The sequence below is a fragment of the Candidatus Blastococcus massiliensis AP3 genome (genome assembly GCF_000582785.1).
In the GTDB taxonomy this organism is placed as follows: Bacteria; Actinomycetota; Actinomycetes; order Mycobacteriales; family Geodermatophilaceae; genus Blastococcus; species Blastococcus massiliensis.
Genome location: NZ_HG931174.1, coordinates 460,427 through 473,615, shown reverse-complemented (window position 1 = coordinate 473,615; position 13,189 = coordinate 460,427). Strand labels below are relative to the sequence as shown.

14 protein-coding genes are annotated in these 13,189 nt (G+C 72.9%); 12 read left to right on the top strand and 2 right to left on the bottom strand.

Annotated elements, in window-relative coordinates:
• Positions 1-27: 27 nt before the first annotated feature.
• The 7 genes from sucC to BN344_RS10625 all read left to right on the top strand — a co-directional run bounded on the left by sucC (position 28) and on the right by BN344_RS10625 (position 7,376).
• Complete coding sequence (sucC, locus tag BN344_RS10655) at positions 28-1,188, top strand: ADP-forming succinate--CoA ligase subunit beta (RefSeq protein WP_040338490.1); 1,161 nt, start codon at positions 28-30, stop codon at positions 1,186-1,188.
• Between the two features lie 84 nt (positions 1,189-1,272).
• Positions 1,273-2,151, top strand: coding sequence for a succinate--CoA ligase subunit alpha (gene sucD, locus BN344_RS10650; RefSeq protein ID WP_040338489.1), 879 nt, complete (start codon positions 1,273-1,275; stop codon positions 2,149-2,151).
• Between the two features lie 270 nt (positions 2,152-2,421).
• Positions 2,422-3,150, top strand: coding sequence for a hypothetical protein (locus BN344_RS10645; protein WP_040338488.1), 729 nt, complete (start codon positions 2,422-2,424; stop codon positions 3,148-3,150).
• Between the two features lie 145 nt (positions 3,151-3,295).
• Positions 3,296-4,489, top strand: a complete 1,194-nt coding sequence (locus tag BN344_RS10640; RefSeq protein ID WP_040338487.1) for a cell division protein PerM — start codon at positions 3,296-3,298, stop codon at positions 4,487-4,489.
• Between the two features lie 44 nt (positions 4,490-4,533).
• Entirely contained in the window at positions 4,534-5,148 is a 615-nt protein-coding gene (purN, locus tag BN344_RS10635; protein WP_040338486.1) for a phosphoribosylglycinamide formyltransferase, read from the top strand.
• A complete protein-coding gene (gene purH / locus BN344_RS10630; protein WP_040338485.1) occupies positions 5,145-6,698 on the top strand; it encodes a bifunctional phosphoribosylaminoimidazolecarboxamide formyltransferase/IMP cyclohydrolase in 1,554 nt (517 codons plus the stop codon). Before purN ends, purH begins: the two co-directional genes overlap by 4 nt.
• Positions 6,699-6,707: 9 nt before the next feature.
• Positions 6,708-7,376 carry a pentapeptide repeat-containing protein gene (locus tag BN344_RS10625; protein WP_051515794.1) on the top strand — a complete coding sequence of 223 codons (669 nt, stop codon included), beginning with the start codon at positions 6,708-6,710 and terminating at the stop codon, positions 7,374-7,376.
• 115 nt (positions 7,377-7,491) lie between these two features.
• On the opposite strand, the gene BN344_RS10620 is transcribed toward BN344_RS10625, so the two are convergent.
• Complete coding sequence (locus tag BN344_RS10620) at positions 7,492-8,016, bottom strand: hypothetical protein (protein ID WP_040338483.1); 525 nt, start codon at positions 8,014-8,016, stop codon at positions 7,492-7,494.
• Between the two features lie 99 nt (positions 8,017-8,115).
• Here BN344_RS10620 and BN344_RS10615 point away from each other — a divergent pair, with 99 nt between their 5' ends.
• From BN344_RS10615 to BN344_RS10595, 5 genes are all read left to right on the top strand, one after another.
• Positions 8,116-8,985, top strand: coding sequence for a bifunctional methylenetetrahydrofolate dehydrogenase/methenyltetrahydrofolate cyclohydrolase (locus BN344_RS10615; protein WP_040338482.1), 870 nt, complete (start codon positions 8,116-8,118; stop codon positions 8,983-8,985).
• Complete coding sequence (locus tag BN344_RS10610) at positions 8,982-9,287, top strand: DUF3017 domain-containing protein (RefSeq protein ID WP_040338481.1); 306 nt, start codon at positions 8,982-8,984, stop codon at positions 9,285-9,287. Before BN344_RS10615 ends, BN344_RS10610 begins: the two co-directional genes overlap by 4 nt.
• A gap of 70 nt (positions 9,288-9,357) precedes the next feature.
• The gene (mdh, locus tag BN344_RS10605) at positions 9,358-10,311 is read left to right on the top strand and encodes a malate dehydrogenase (protein ID WP_040338480.1); all 954 of its coding nucleotides are present in this window, start codon (positions 9,358-9,360) and stop codon (positions 10,309-10,311) included.
• A 101-nt stretch (positions 10,312-10,412) separates the two neighbouring features.
• The gene (locus BN344_RS10600; protein ID WP_040338479.1) at positions 10,413-11,627 is read left to right on the top strand and encodes an NADP-dependent isocitrate dehydrogenase; all 1,215 of its coding nucleotides are present in this window, start codon (positions 10,413-10,415) and stop codon (positions 11,625-11,627) included.
• 180 nt (positions 11,628-11,807) lie between these two features.
• On the top strand, positions 11,808-12,689 hold the full coding sequence (locus BN344_RS10595; protein WP_040338478.1) for an endonuclease domain-containing protein: 882 nt from the start codon (positions 11,808-11,810) through the stop codon (positions 12,687-12,689).
• Between the two features lie 77 nt (positions 12,690-12,766).
• Here the strand turns inward: BN344_RS10595 and BN344_RS19885 are convergent.
• On the bottom strand, positions 12,767-13,189 hold a 423-nt coding region (locus BN344_RS19885; RefSeq protein WP_040339092.1), incomplete at its 5' end, for a CAP domain-containing protein.

Below are 13,189 nucleotides of genomic sequence, written 5' to 3'. Positions count from 1 at the left end.
GTTACGGGCGGGCTACGGTGCCTGATCGTGGATCTCTTCGAGTACCAGGCCCGTGACCTGTTGGCCTCGCACGGTGTCCCCGTGCTCCCCGGCGGCGTCGCCGAGACGCCGGAGCAGGCGGAGGCGATCGCCCGCGAGATCGGGCAGCAGGTCGTCGTCAAGGCGCAGGTGAAGGTGGGCGGCCGCGGCAAGGCCGGCGGCGTCAAGCTGGCCGCCGACGCCGACGAGGCGCGCGCCCGCGCCCAGGACATCCTCGGTCTGGACATCAAGGGGCACATCACCCACAAGGTGATGGTCGCCCAGGCGTCCGACATCGCCGAGGAGTACTACTTCTCCTACCTCCTCGACCGCTCCAACCGCACCTTCCTGGCGATGGCCTCGAAGGAGGGCGGCATGGAGATCGAGCAGCTCGCCGTCGAGCGCCCCGAGGCGCTGGCCCGCATCCGCGTCGACGCCTCCGTCGGCGTGGACGCGCAGAAGGCCGCCGAGATCGTCGACGCCGCGAACTTCCCCGCCGAGGTGCGCGACCAGGTGATCGCGATTGCCGTGCAGCTGTGGGACGTCTTCAGCAAGGAGGACGCCACGCTGGTCGAGGTGAACCCGCTGGCCAAGGCGCCGGACGGCACCGTCCTCGCCCTGGACGCGAAGATCACCCTCGACGAGAACGCCGGCTTCCGGCACACCGAGCACGCCGCGCTCGAGGACGCGGCCGCGGCCGACCCGCTCGAGGCGCGCGCCAAGGAGAAGAACCTCAACTACGTCAAGCTCGAGGGCGAGGTCGGGATCATCGGCAACGGTGCCGGCCTGGTCATGAGCACCCTCGACGTCGTCGCCTACGCCGGTGAGGAGTTCGGCGGCGTCAAGCCGGCCAACTTCCTCGACATCGGTGGCGGCGCCTCGGCCGAGGTCATGGCCAACGGCCTGGAGATCATCCTGTCCGACCCGGCCGTGAAGAGCGTGTTCGTCAACGTCTTCGGCGGCATCACCTCCTGTGACGCGGTCGCCAACGGCATCGTCTCCGCCCTGGAGATCCTCGGCGACGAGGCGACCAAGCCGCTGGTCGTCCGACTCGACGGCAACAACGTCGAGGAGGGCCGGCGGATCCTCGCCGAGGCCAACCACTCCCTGGTGACCGTGGTCGACACGATGGACGGCGCCGCGCGCCGGGCCGCCGAACTCGCCGCCTGAGGAAGGACCCCCTCCTCCCCACCACTCGCAAGCTCGCGGCGGGCCCCTGGAGGGGGCCTCCAAAACCTTTCGAAGGACACCAGAATGTCGATCTTCCTCAACGAGAACAGCAAGGTCATCGTCCAGGGCATGACCGGCTCCGAGGGCAGCAAGCACACCGCTCGCATGCTCGCCTCCGGCACCGCGATCGTCGGTGGCGTCAACCCGCGCAAGGCCGGCACGTCCGTCGACTTCGACGGCACCAGCGTGCCCGTGTTCGGCAACGTCGCCGACGCCATGAAGGAGACCGGCGCCGACGTCAGCGTCATCTTCGTGCCGCCGCCGTTCGCGAAGGCCGCGGTCATCGAGGCCGTCGACGCCCAGATCGGGCTCGCCGTCGTCATCACCGAGGGCATCCCGGTGCACGACTCGACCTACTTCTGGGCGCACGCCCAGGGTGGCGCGACGCGCATCATCGGCCCGAACTGCCCCGGCCTGATCAGCCCCGGGCGCAGCAACGCGGGCATCATCCCGGCCAACATCACCAAGCAGGGCAAGATCGGCCTGGTGTCGAAGTCGGGCACGCTGACCTACCAGATGATGTACGAGCTGCGGGACATCGGTTTCTCCACCGCGATCGGTATCGGTGGTGACCCGGTCATCGGCACCACCCACATCGACGCCCTCCAGGCCTTCCAGGAGGACCCGGAGACCGAGGCGATCGTGATGATCGGCGAGATCGGTGGCGACGCCGAGGAGCGGGCCGCCGACTTCGTCAAGGCCAACGTCACCAAGCCGGTCGTCGGCTACGTCGCGGGCTTCACCGCCCCCGAGGGCAAGACCATGGGCCACGCCGGCGCGATCGTGTCCGGCTCGGCCGGTACCGCCCAGGCGAAGAAGGAGGCCCTCGAGGCCGCCGGTGTCCGGGTCGGCAAGACGCCGTCGGAGACCGCGCAGCTCATGCGGGAGATCATCGGGGGCTGACGTCCCCGCCCACGTGGCCCGGTCCCTCGTTCGAGGGGCCGGGCCCGTGTCGTTCCTCGGACCGGCCTCCTCCGCCGGCTGGCCGGCGTCGACCGCTTCCGCTGACCGGGTCGAGTGACGCGCTGCGAGGAAACCCCTGCTGTTCCGTGCCCGAGGGTGACGGATGATCACGAGCGGGTGACGGGGCGCACAGGGTGGTTGCGCTGGACGGGCAGGTGCGAGAACCATGCGCCTCGCGCCAATCCGACCCTCTGCGAGGAGAGCCCCGCGATGACGTCCAGCCAGCCTCCGCAGCCGCCCGTGGGCGGTCAGCCCCCGCACGGGCAGCAGCCCCCGCAGCAGCCCGCGGGGTACGGCCCCCCTCCGGGGCAGCAGCCCCCCACGCCGGGCCCGGGTGCCCACGGGCAGCCCGCCGGGACCGGCGGATCGGGCGTCTCGTTCGACGCCAAGCGGCTCAGGATGGCCGACTACGCGATCGCCGGTCTGACCCTGCTCTTCCTGGTCCTCAGCCTCTTCAAGTGGTACACCCTCGATGCAGACTTCTTCGGTGGCGACTTCGGCGTCAGGGGCTGGGCTAACGGCGACGTGAAGCTCGCCTTCTTCCTGTTCCTCCTCGCCACGGTCTGGACCGTGCTCCCGGCGTTCACCGACATCAAGCTGGGCTTCCCGCGGTCGTGGATCACGGTGGCCCTGGCGGCGCTGGGCTTCCTCTTCGCCCTGCTTGCCTGGTTCGACACCTTCGACGAGCTGTACGAGTTCTCGGTCTTCGCGCTGCTGGGCATGATTACCGCGGCGGCCATCCTGCTGTTCGCCGTCCTGTCGCTGCTGCCCGAACTGCGCAACGGGCCGGCGCTCCCCGGTGCGCTGGGCGGAGCCGCGCAGTGGGCGAACCGGCCCGCCTCCGGTCCCGGGCAGCCGGGACAGCCTGGTCAGACCTACGGTCAGCAGGGCCCGCCGCCGCCCCCGCCGCCGCCGGCCGGTCCCTCGACCGGGGTCTGACCGCCCCACGCACGAGCGCGTCCGAACCCGGCGCGTCCCCTCGCATCGCTCTGCGTGGGGACGCGCCGGTGCGCGTTGACGGGGCCCGAGCGTCCACCGGCGCGTACGCCCGGCCCCGGGCCGCATGACTTGGGAGAGTGGGCCCGTGGTCTCCCTCCTCGCGCGTCTGCCCTCCCGGGGTGCCGACGGTGGCGACGGGGGGCCCGCGATCCCGCGCGTCTGGCTCGCGCTCGCGGCGGCGGTGGCCGTCACGGCGGCGGGCCTCGCCGGCCTCTCGCTCGCCGTCGGCGTCGTCTCCACCCTCGACCCGACCGGGGGCCTGGCGCTCGGCGGATCGGTGACCCTCGCCGGCCGGCTGTGGGTGCTCGCCCAGGGCGCCGACATCACGGTCTCGTCCGGTCCGATCGCGCTGGCCCCGTTGCTGCTGACCCTCGGGATCGCCTGGGGGCTGTCCCGGGCCGGCCGGGCGGTCGCCGGGGCCGACGGGCTCGGGACGGCGGAGGCGCTGCGCCTGGCCGGCGCCGTCGCCGGTGTGCACGTCGCCCTCACGGCGGTCACGTCGCTGGCGGTCGACGGGCCCGGCGCCGAGGTGGGACTGCTCCGCGCGGTGGGCGGTGCCGCGCTGCTCGCGGTCGTGTCGGCCGGATGGGGCGTCGGCCGGGAGTCCGGGGTCCTGGACGCGGTTCTCGACCGCCTGCCCGGCCCCACCCGCCCGCTCCTGAGCGGTGTCCTCGCCGGTGTCCTGGCCGCCCTGGCCCTGTGCCTCGCCGTGGTGGCGATCGCCCTCGCCGCGGACGCGGGCGGGTACGCCGCCGTCTCCGGACAGCTCGGCGGCGCCGGCGCCGGCGCGCTCGGTCTCCTCCTGCTGGGCGTGCTGCTGCTGCCCAACGCGGCGGCCGCGGTGCTCGGACTGGCCGCGGGCCCGGGCTTCACCGTGGGCAGCGGGACGCTGATCTCGGTCCACGGCGTGACCCTCGGCCCGGTGCCGGCACTCCCGCTCCTGGCCGCGCTGCCGGACACCCAGGCGGTGCCACTGCTGGCGTTCGCCTCGCAGGCGGTGCCCGCGCTCGCCGGGCTCGTCGCCGGGTTCACCGTCGCCCGCCGGTTCTCCGCGCGGGACGGCGGCTCGGTGGTGGCCGGGCTGACGGGCGTCCTGGCCGGCGTGCTCGTCGGCGTGGTGTGCGGCGTCGTGGTCTGGGCGGCCGGCGGCTCGCTGGGCGACGGCGCCCTCGCCGACGTCGGCGCACCGCCCATCGCGACGGGCCTGGCGATCGCGGCGCAGGCCGGCATCGCGGCGGCACTGGCGGCCGCGGTCACCCGGTGGCGGAACCCCGGCTGATGCCGCCCCGCGGAGGTCTCCGCAGCGGCGGATAGTGTCGCGGCGTGGGCGGGCCCGGGCGATCGACCTCTCGGGCACGGGTCGTCGTCCTCATCTCGGGCGCCGGATCGCTCTGCGCGGCGCTGCTCGCCGCGACCGACGAGCCCGGCTATCCCGCCGACGTCGTCGCCGTCGGCGCCGACCGCCCTGCCGCCGGGCTGGAGCACGCCCGTCGCCACGGTCTGCCCACGTTCGTCTGCCCGGTGGGCGAGCACGCCGACCGCGCCGCCTGGGACCGGGCGCTGGCCGCCGAGATCGCCGCGTTCGAGCCCGACCTCGTGGTCTCGGCCGGCTTCATGAAGATCGTCGGACCCGCCGTCCTGGGCGCCTTCGGCGGCCGGTTGATCAACACCCACCCCGCGCTGCTGCCGGCGTTCCCGGGCGCGCACGCGGTGCGCGACGCCCTGGCCGCCGGTGCGACCGTGACCGGCTCGACCGTCCACCTCGTGGACGCCGGGGTCGACACCGGGCCGGTCCTGGCGCAGCGCGAGGTGCCGGTGCTGCCCGACGACGACGAGGCCCGACTGCACGAACGCATCAAGGCCGTGGAGCGCGAGCTCCTGGTGGAGACGGTGGCCCGGCTGGTGACCACCGGAACGAGAGGACGAGAGCTCCGATGAGCGACCGCAACCCGATCCGTCGCGCCCTCCTCGGCGTGTACGACAAGACCGGCATCGAAGAGCTGGCGCGCGGGCTGGCCGGGGCCGGCGTGGAGCTGGTCAGCACCGGGGCGACCGCACGGCGCATCGCCGACGCCGGCATCCCGGTGACGCCGGTGGAGCAGGTCACGGGCTTCCCCGAGTGCCTCGACGGGCGGGTCAAGACGCTGCACCCGGCCGTGCACGCGGGCATCCTCGCCGACCGGCGCCGGCCCGAGCACGTGACGCAGCTCGAGGAACTCGGCATCGCCGCCTTCGACCTCGTCGTGGTCAACCTGTACCCGTTCACCGAGACGGTCGCCTCGGGCGCCTCGCCGGACGAGTGCGTGGAGCAGATCGACATCGGCGGGCCCGCGATGGTGCGGGCCGCGGCGAAGAACCACCCGTCGGTCGCGGTCGTCGTCGACCCGGCGCGCTACGCCGACGTCCTGGGCGCCGTCGCTGCCGGCGGCTTCACGCTGGCCGAGCGGCAACGGCTGGCCGTCGCCGCCTTCCGGCACACCGCCTCCTACGACATCGCCGTCGCGTCGTGGATGGGCAACGTCCTCGCCCCCGACCCGGAGAGCGACTTCCCGGAGTGGGTGGCCGCGAGCTGGGAGCGGGCCGACGTGCTCCGCTACGGCGAGAACCCGCACCAGGGCGCCGCGCTGTACCGCGGCGCCGCCGTGCCCGGCCTCGCCCACGCCGAACAGCTGCACGGCAAGGCGATGTCCTACAACAACTACGTCGACACCGACGCCGCCTGGCGGGCGGCGCACGACCACGCCGACCCGTGCGTGGCGATCATCAAGCACGCCAACCCGTGCGGGATCGCCGTCGGCCCGGACATCGCCGCTGCCCACCGCAAGGCGCACGCCTGCGACCCGCTGTCTGCCTTCGGCGGGGTCATCGCGGCCAACCGCGAGATCGACCTGACCATGGCCGAGCAGGTGTCCGAGGTCTTCACCGAGGTCGTCGTCGCGCCGTCGTTCACCGACGACGCCCTGCAGGTGCTGACCGGCAAGAAGAATATCCGCCTGCTGCGCCTCCCGCACCTGCCGGCCGCGGGCGCCGAGCTCCGCCCGATCGGTGGCGGGCTGCTGCTCCAGACCACCGACCGCATCGACGCCGCCGGTGACGACCCGACGACCTGGACGCTGGCGACGGGGGAGCCGCTGGACGCGGCCGGCCTGGACGACCTGGTGTTCGCCTGGCGGGCGGTCCGCGCGGTGAAGAGCAACGCGATCCTGCTGGCCCACGACCGCGCCACCGTGGGCGTGGGCATGGGCCAGGTCAACCGGGTGGACTCCGCTCGGCTGGCCGTCTCGCGGGCGGGGGAGCGGGCGGCCGGTTCCGTCGCGGCCTCCGACGCGTTCTTCCCCTTCGCCGACGGGCTGCAGGTCCTGCTCGACGCCGGGGTGCGCGCGGTGGTCCAGCCCGGTGGGTCCGTGCGCGACGAGGAGGTCATCGCCGCGGCGGCCGCGGCGGGCGTTCCGCTGTACCTCACCGGCACCCGCCACTTCGCCCACTAGAAGGACCCCGTGCCCCCCACACCTCGCAAGCTCGGCTCGGGTCCCTACACGGGGCCGAAGCCGCACGTCCGGCCTCCGGCTGCGGGATCCGTGCTGGAGGGCGAGGACTTCGCGCGGGTGGACTGGTGGGATGCCGAGCTCGACGGCGTCACCTTCACCCGGTGCCGGTTCGACGACGCCTCCCTCGAGGAGCTGGTCACCCGGCGCTGCGTGTTCGAGGAGTGCGTCCTGACCGGCGCGCGGCTGGCCGGGTCGCGCCACCTCGGCTCGGCGTTCCTGTCCTGCCGGTTCGACCGCGCGAAGCTCGTCGACGTCACTTGGGACGGCTGCAAGCTGACCGGCTCGCAGTTCCCCGGTGCCGTGCTGCGGCCCATGACGGCGACCGAGTGCGACTGGAGCTACACGAACCTGCGTGGCGCCGACCTCGCCGAGCTGGACCTGTCCGGTCAGCGCCTCCGCGAGGCGGACCTCACCGACGCCGACCTCCGGGGCTCGACGCTGACCAACGCCGACCTGGACCGCGCGCGGCTGCAGTCGGCCAAGCTGCGCGGTGCCGACCTGCGCGGCGCGTCGATGGACGAGGTGAACTGGCGGTCCTTCGAGCTGACCGGCGTGCGGCTCGACATCGCCCAGGCGGTCGAGTTCGCCCGCGCCCATGGGGCGCAGGTGGCCGACTAGCCGGAACGGCGTCGTGAGGAGTGGGGCCCGGAGGGTCCCGCGATCGAGCGACTGACGCGCTCGTCGCCGATGGGGGACGGCTCCTGGATGCGGTGTCGTCCGGAGGACGACGGTGTCATCGGTAGCGCTTGCCGGTGAGCAGGGCCTTGAGGCTGCCCAGCAGCCCGAGGACGGCGACGGCGATCGCGCACCAGAAGCCGGGACCGAAGACGGCCAGCTCCCAGTCGGCCTCGTACAGCGGCACGAGCACCGCCCAGGTGACCAGGCCGCTGACGATCAGCCCGAGCAGGCCCAGGAAGCGGTGCGACCGCGCGGGCAGCCACATCAGGATGCCGAGCACGAGCAGCACGCCGCCGCCCAGCACGACGGCCATCGGCTGCCACAGCCCGTTGTCGACGATCCCCCCGAGGTCCTCGAAACCCTCGCGCACCAGGTCCAGGGCGGTGGTGTCCTCGCCGTCCACCCAGTCGAGGACGAGGCTGATCGCCGCCGCGATGCCGGCGAGGATGAGCAGCAGCCCAGCGAGGCTGGAGGGACCGCGCACCGCCACCGGTTCGGCCGAGTAGACCGGCGTCGTCGTGTCCGTCGGGGGACCGGAGGCGGCGCTCGCCCCTCCGAAGCTCTGATCGCGCTCGGTCATGGCGCACCTCCGGCTCGAGCGGGGCGTCGGCAGCGCCCGCCACGACCGAGCCTAGGACCGTGCCGACCGTCGTGGGCAGTCCTCGGGCACACTGTCCGCGTGCCCGCGACGATCCTGGACGGCAAGGCGACGGCGGCGGCGATCCGCTCCGAACTGACCGGGCGGGTGGCCGCCCTGACCGCCGCGGGGCACCGCCCCGGGCTCGGCACCCTGCTCGTGGGCGACGACCCCGGCAGCCGCTGGTACGTCAACGCCAAGCACTCCGACTGCGCCCAGGTCGGCATCGCCAGCATCCAGCGGGAGCTGCCGGCCACCGCGACGGAGGCCGAGGTGCTCGCCGTCGTCGACGAGCTCAACGCCGACCCCGACTGCACCGGCTACATCGTGCAGCTGCCCCTGCCGGCGGGCATCGAGGAGAGCAGGATCCTCGAGGCCATGGACCCGGCGAAGGACGCTGACGGGCTGCACCCGGTCAACCTCGGCCGTCTGGTCCTCAACGTCCCCGGCCCCCTGCCCTGCACCCCGGTCGGCATCGTCGAGCTGCTGCGCCGCTACGAGGTGCCGATCGCCGGCGCCGAGGTCGTCGTCGTCGGCCGGGGCATCACCGTCGGCCGCCCGCTCGGGCTGCTGCTGACCCGTCGGTCGGAGAACGCCACGGTGACCCTGTGCCACACCGGCACCCGGGACCTCGCCGCGCACCTCCGGACGGCCGACGTCATCGTGGCCGCCGCGGGCGTGCCGGGTCTGGTCACCGCGGACCTCGTCAAGCCCGGTGCCGCCGTGCTCGACGTCGGCGTGAGCCGGGTCGACGGCAAGATCGCCGGCGACGTCGCGAAGGACGTCGTCGACGTCGCCGGGTTCGTGGCCCCCAACCCGGGCGGTGTCGGCCCGATGACCCGGGCGATGCTGCTGCAGAACGTCGTCCTGGCCGCCGAGCAGGCTGCCGCCACCGAGGCCCTCTCCGCGTGACCACCACGCGCCCGCCCCTCTACGTCCGCCGGCCCTTCCTGGCCGGGCTGATCCGGCAGCTGCCGCTCCTGGCGGTGCTGGCGGCGGTGGCCGTGGGGCTCGCGCTGGTGACCATCGAGCACTGGCGCATGGGTCTGATCGTTATGGGGCTGGCGCTGGTCGGCGGCGCGCTGCTGCGCTTGTTCCTGCCGGTGCGCCGGGTCGGCTTCCTCGCCGTCCGCAGCCGCCCGATGGACGTCGTCCTCATGTCCGGCGCCGGGCTCGCGCTCGTCGTCGTCTCGGTGGCCATCCCGTCCGCCTGAGGACGGTCCCGGCACGCGATCCGTGCACCCGCTGAGGCGAGGTGGCGCCCCCGGCGCTAGGTTGGCGGCCATGGCAGACAAGCCTCGGAACGGCAAGGTCACCGTGGTGGGCGCCGGGTTCTACGGCTCCACGACAGCTCTCCGTCTCGCCGAGTACGACATCTTCGAGACAGTCGTCCTCACCGACATCGTGGAGGGCAAGCCCGAGGGCCTGGCCCTCGACATGAACCAATCCCGCCCGATCGAGGGCTTCGAGACCCGGGTGGTGGGCGTCGGGGGTGGCTCCTACGAGGGCACCGAGGGGTCCGACGTCGTCGTCATCACGGCGGGCATCCCACGCAAGCCGGGCATGAGCCGGATGGACCTCATCGAGACCAACGCCGGCATCGTCCGGCAGGTCGCGGAGAACATCGCGGCCACGTCGCCCGACGCCGTCGTCATCGTCGTCTCCAACCCGCTCGACGAGATGACGGCGCTCGCCCAGCTGGCCACGCAGTTCCCCAAGAACCGCGTCATGGGGCAGGCCGGGATGCTCGACACCGCCCGCTTCACCGACAACGTGGCCGAGGAGCTCGGCGTCCCGGTCTCCTCGGTGAAGACCCTGACCCTGGGCTCGCACGGCGACACCATGGTGCCGGTGCCCTCGCGCTGCACCGTCGACGGCAAGCCGCTGTCCGACGTGATGGCGCAGGACCGCATCGACCACCTGGTCGACCGCACCCGCAACGGCGGTGCCGAGGTGGTGGCCCTGCTCAAGACCGGTTCGGCGTACTACGCGCCGTCGGCGGCGGCCGCCCGGATGGCCAAGGCGGTCATCGAGGACTCCGGTGCCGTCATGCCGGTCTGCGCGTGGGTCGACGGCGAGTACGGGATCAACGGCGTCTACCTGGGTGTGGAGGCCGAGATCGGCCGAGAAGGAGTGCGGAAGGTCGTCGAGAGCGACCTCTCCGAGAGCGAGCTGGCCGGGCTGCGCGAAGCAGCCGAGGCCGTGCGCGCCAAGCAGGCTGACATAGCCGACCTCTGACGAAGGACCCCCGTCCTCCCCACCCCTCGCACGCTCGGGGCGGGCCCCGGGACGGGGGCCGTTCCAGAGGGTCACCACCAGCAGAGAGAAGGAACGCGCACGTGGCGAAGATCAAGGTCGAGGGCACCGTCGTCGAGCTCGACGGCGACGAGATGACCCGGATCATCTGGCAGTTCATCAAGGACCAGCTGATCCTCCCGTACCTCGACGTGAACCTCGAGTACTACGACCTGGGCATGGAGTCGCGCGACGCGACCGACGACCAGATCACCATCGACTCCGCCAACGCCATCAAGAAGCACGGCGTCGGCGTCAAGTGCGCCACGATCACGCCGGACGAGGCGCGGGTCGAGGAGTTCGGCCTCAAGAAGATGTGGCGCTCCCCGAACGGGACGATCCGCAACATCCTCGGCGGCGTCATCTTCCGCGAGCCGATCATCATGAAGAACGTCCCGCGTCTGGTGCCGGGCTGGACCAAGCCGATCATCGTCGGCCGTCACGCCTTCGGTGACCAGTACCGCGCCACCGACTTCAAGTTCCCCTCCGCGGGCACGCTGACCGTGACCTTCACGCCGTCCGACGGCTCCGAGCCCATCGAGCACGAGGTCTTCCAGGCCCCGGGCGCCGGCGTCTCGCTGTCGATGTACAACCTCGACGACTCGATCCGGGACTTCGCGAAGGCCTCGCTCAACTACGGCCTGGACCGCGGTTACCCGGTCTACCTCTCCACGAAGAACACGATCCTCAAGGCCTACGACGGCCGGTTCAAGGACATCTTCGAGGAGGTCTTCCAGGCCGAGTTCAAGGAGAAGTTCGACGCCGCCGGCATCACCTACGAGCACCGGCTGATCGACGACATGGTCGCCGCCTCGCTCAAGTGGGAGGGCGGCTACGTATGGGCCTGCAAGAACTACGACGGTGACGTGCAGTCCGACACCGTGGCGCAGGGCTTCGGCTCGCTGGGCCTCATGACCTCTGTGCTCGCGACCCCGGACGGCCGCACCGTCGAGGCCGAGGCCGCGCACGGCACGGTGACCCGGCACTACCGCCAGCACCAGCAGGGCAAGGAGACGTCGACCAACCCGATCGCGTCGATCTTCGCCTGGACGCGGGGCCTGGCCCACCGCGGCAAGCTCGACGGCACCCCGGAGGTCACCGCCTTCGCGGAGACCCTCGAGCGGGTCTGCATCGAGACCGTCGAGAGCGGTCAGATGACCAAGGACCTCGCGCTGCTCATCTCCAAGGACAGCCCGTGGCTCACCACCCAGGACTTCCTGGCGGCCATCGACACCAACCTCAAGAAGGCCATGGCCTGACGTAGGCGCCGAACGCAGGCGGCCCCCGCACCTTCGGGCGCGGGGGTCGCTGCGCGTTCGGCACATGATCAGAACCGGTCCAGCGGGGTCTCAGTGGCGCTGAGGGCCCGGTGGAGCGGTGCTGATCATGGTTGTGGACGGCGTCCGCAGCGCTCGCCCGCATTCGGGCACGCTCCGCGGGTGCCCGTCCCGCCTGCCAGTCCCGAGCGCCTCCGGGGCAAGGTCTTCCGCGGGACCTGGGCGGTGCGGCGCGGGCTGCTCTCCGAGGACCAGCTCCGCAGCTCCGCGTGGCGGCGGCTGCGGCGCGACGTCTACGTGGATGCGCGTCGGGAGGTCACCCACCTGGTCCAGGCCACCGGTGTCCACCTCGTCGCCCCTCCCGAGGCCGTCTTCGGCGGGCTCACCGCCGCGGCGTTGTGGGCCGGCGACTCGTTCGCCGACCCCGACGTCCCGGTGGAGGTGGTGGTCCCCCCGGGTGTGCGCTGGCGTCCGTCCCCGGGGGTGGTGGTGCGGACGGCGTCGCTCGACGGTGACGTGGTCAGGCCACCCCGGGGGCTGCCACGCACGTCACGGGTGCGGACGGCTGTCGACCTCGTCCGACGGGGGCGTGTGGACGACGGCATCGTCCTGCTGGACCGGCTCGTGACCGCCGGCGTCGTCCACCTCCGCGACGTCCGTGACGCCGTGGCGGCACTCCCGCGCTGTCGGGGCAGCCGACTGGCCCGGGAGATCGCGGAACTCGCCGACGGGCTCGCGGGATCGCCACAGGAGACCCGGCTCCGGCTCCTGCTGCTGCGGGCCGGGCTCCCCGTGCCGACGGCGCAGTACCGGGTCTTCGACGACGAGGGGTTCGTGGCGCGCGTCGACTTCGCCTATCCCGAGCTCAAGGTGGCGATCGAGTACGACGGTGCCTGGCACGCCGAACCCGGCCAGTTCGCCAAGGACCGCCGACGGCTCAACCGCCTGGTGGCGGCGGGCTGGAGGGTCATCCACGTCACCGCCGCGGACCTGCGGGAACCCGATCGCCTTGTCCGCCGGATCGGCGCGGCCCTCGCTCAGTGATCACCACCGGTCCAGCGGGGCCTCGAACGGATCGAGACCCCGCTGCAGCGGTGGTGATCACCAGGTGGCCCGGCGGGTCAGCCGAAGAGCTGGGTCCACCAGGGGCCGCCGCCGCCGTCGGCGATGCCGACGCCGAGCCGGGTGAGGCTGCAGTCGAGGATGTTCGCCCGGTGGCCGGGGCTGTTCATCCAGGACTCCATGACCGCCGCCGGATCCGCCTGGCCGCGGGCGATGTTCTCCGCCCGGGCGGAGACACCCGCGGCGTCGGCCCGGTCGAAGGGGCTCAGTCCCGACAGGCTGACGTGGTCGAAGTAGCCGCGGTCGCGCATGTCGGCGCTGTGCGCGGCGGCCACGGCGGCCAGGCCGCCGTCGGCGCTGAGCGGGCGGCAGCCGGCGCTCGCTCGCTCCTGGTTCACCAGCGCGAGGACCTGCGCCGCGCGGTCCCCGCCGGCCGGCGGCGCCGGAGCGGGGGTGCCGGCCGAGGTCGTCCGAGTCGGACT

Excerpts from the sequence above, each read along its gene's own strand:
- sucD (WP_040338489.1), top strand. The coding sequence starts at position 1,273 with ATGTCGATCTTCCTCAACGAGAACAGCAAGGTCATCGTCCAGGGCATG.
- purH (WP_040338485.1), top strand. The coding sequence starts at position 5,145 with ATGAGCGACCGCAACCCGATCCGTCGCGCCCTCCTCGGCGTGTACGAC.
- BN344_RS10620 (WP_040338483.1), bottom strand. The coding sequence starts at position 8,016 with ATGACCGAGCGCGATCAGAGCTTCGGAGGGGCGAGCGCCGCCTCCGGT.
- BN344_RS10645 (WP_040338488.1), top strand. The coding sequence starts at position 2,422 with ATGACGTCCAGCCAGCCTCCGCAGCCGCCCGTGGGCGGTCAGCCCCCG.
- mdh (WP_040338480.1), top strand. The coding sequence starts at position 9,358 with ATGGCAGACAAGCCTCGGAACGGCAAGGTCACCGTGGTGGGCGCCGGG.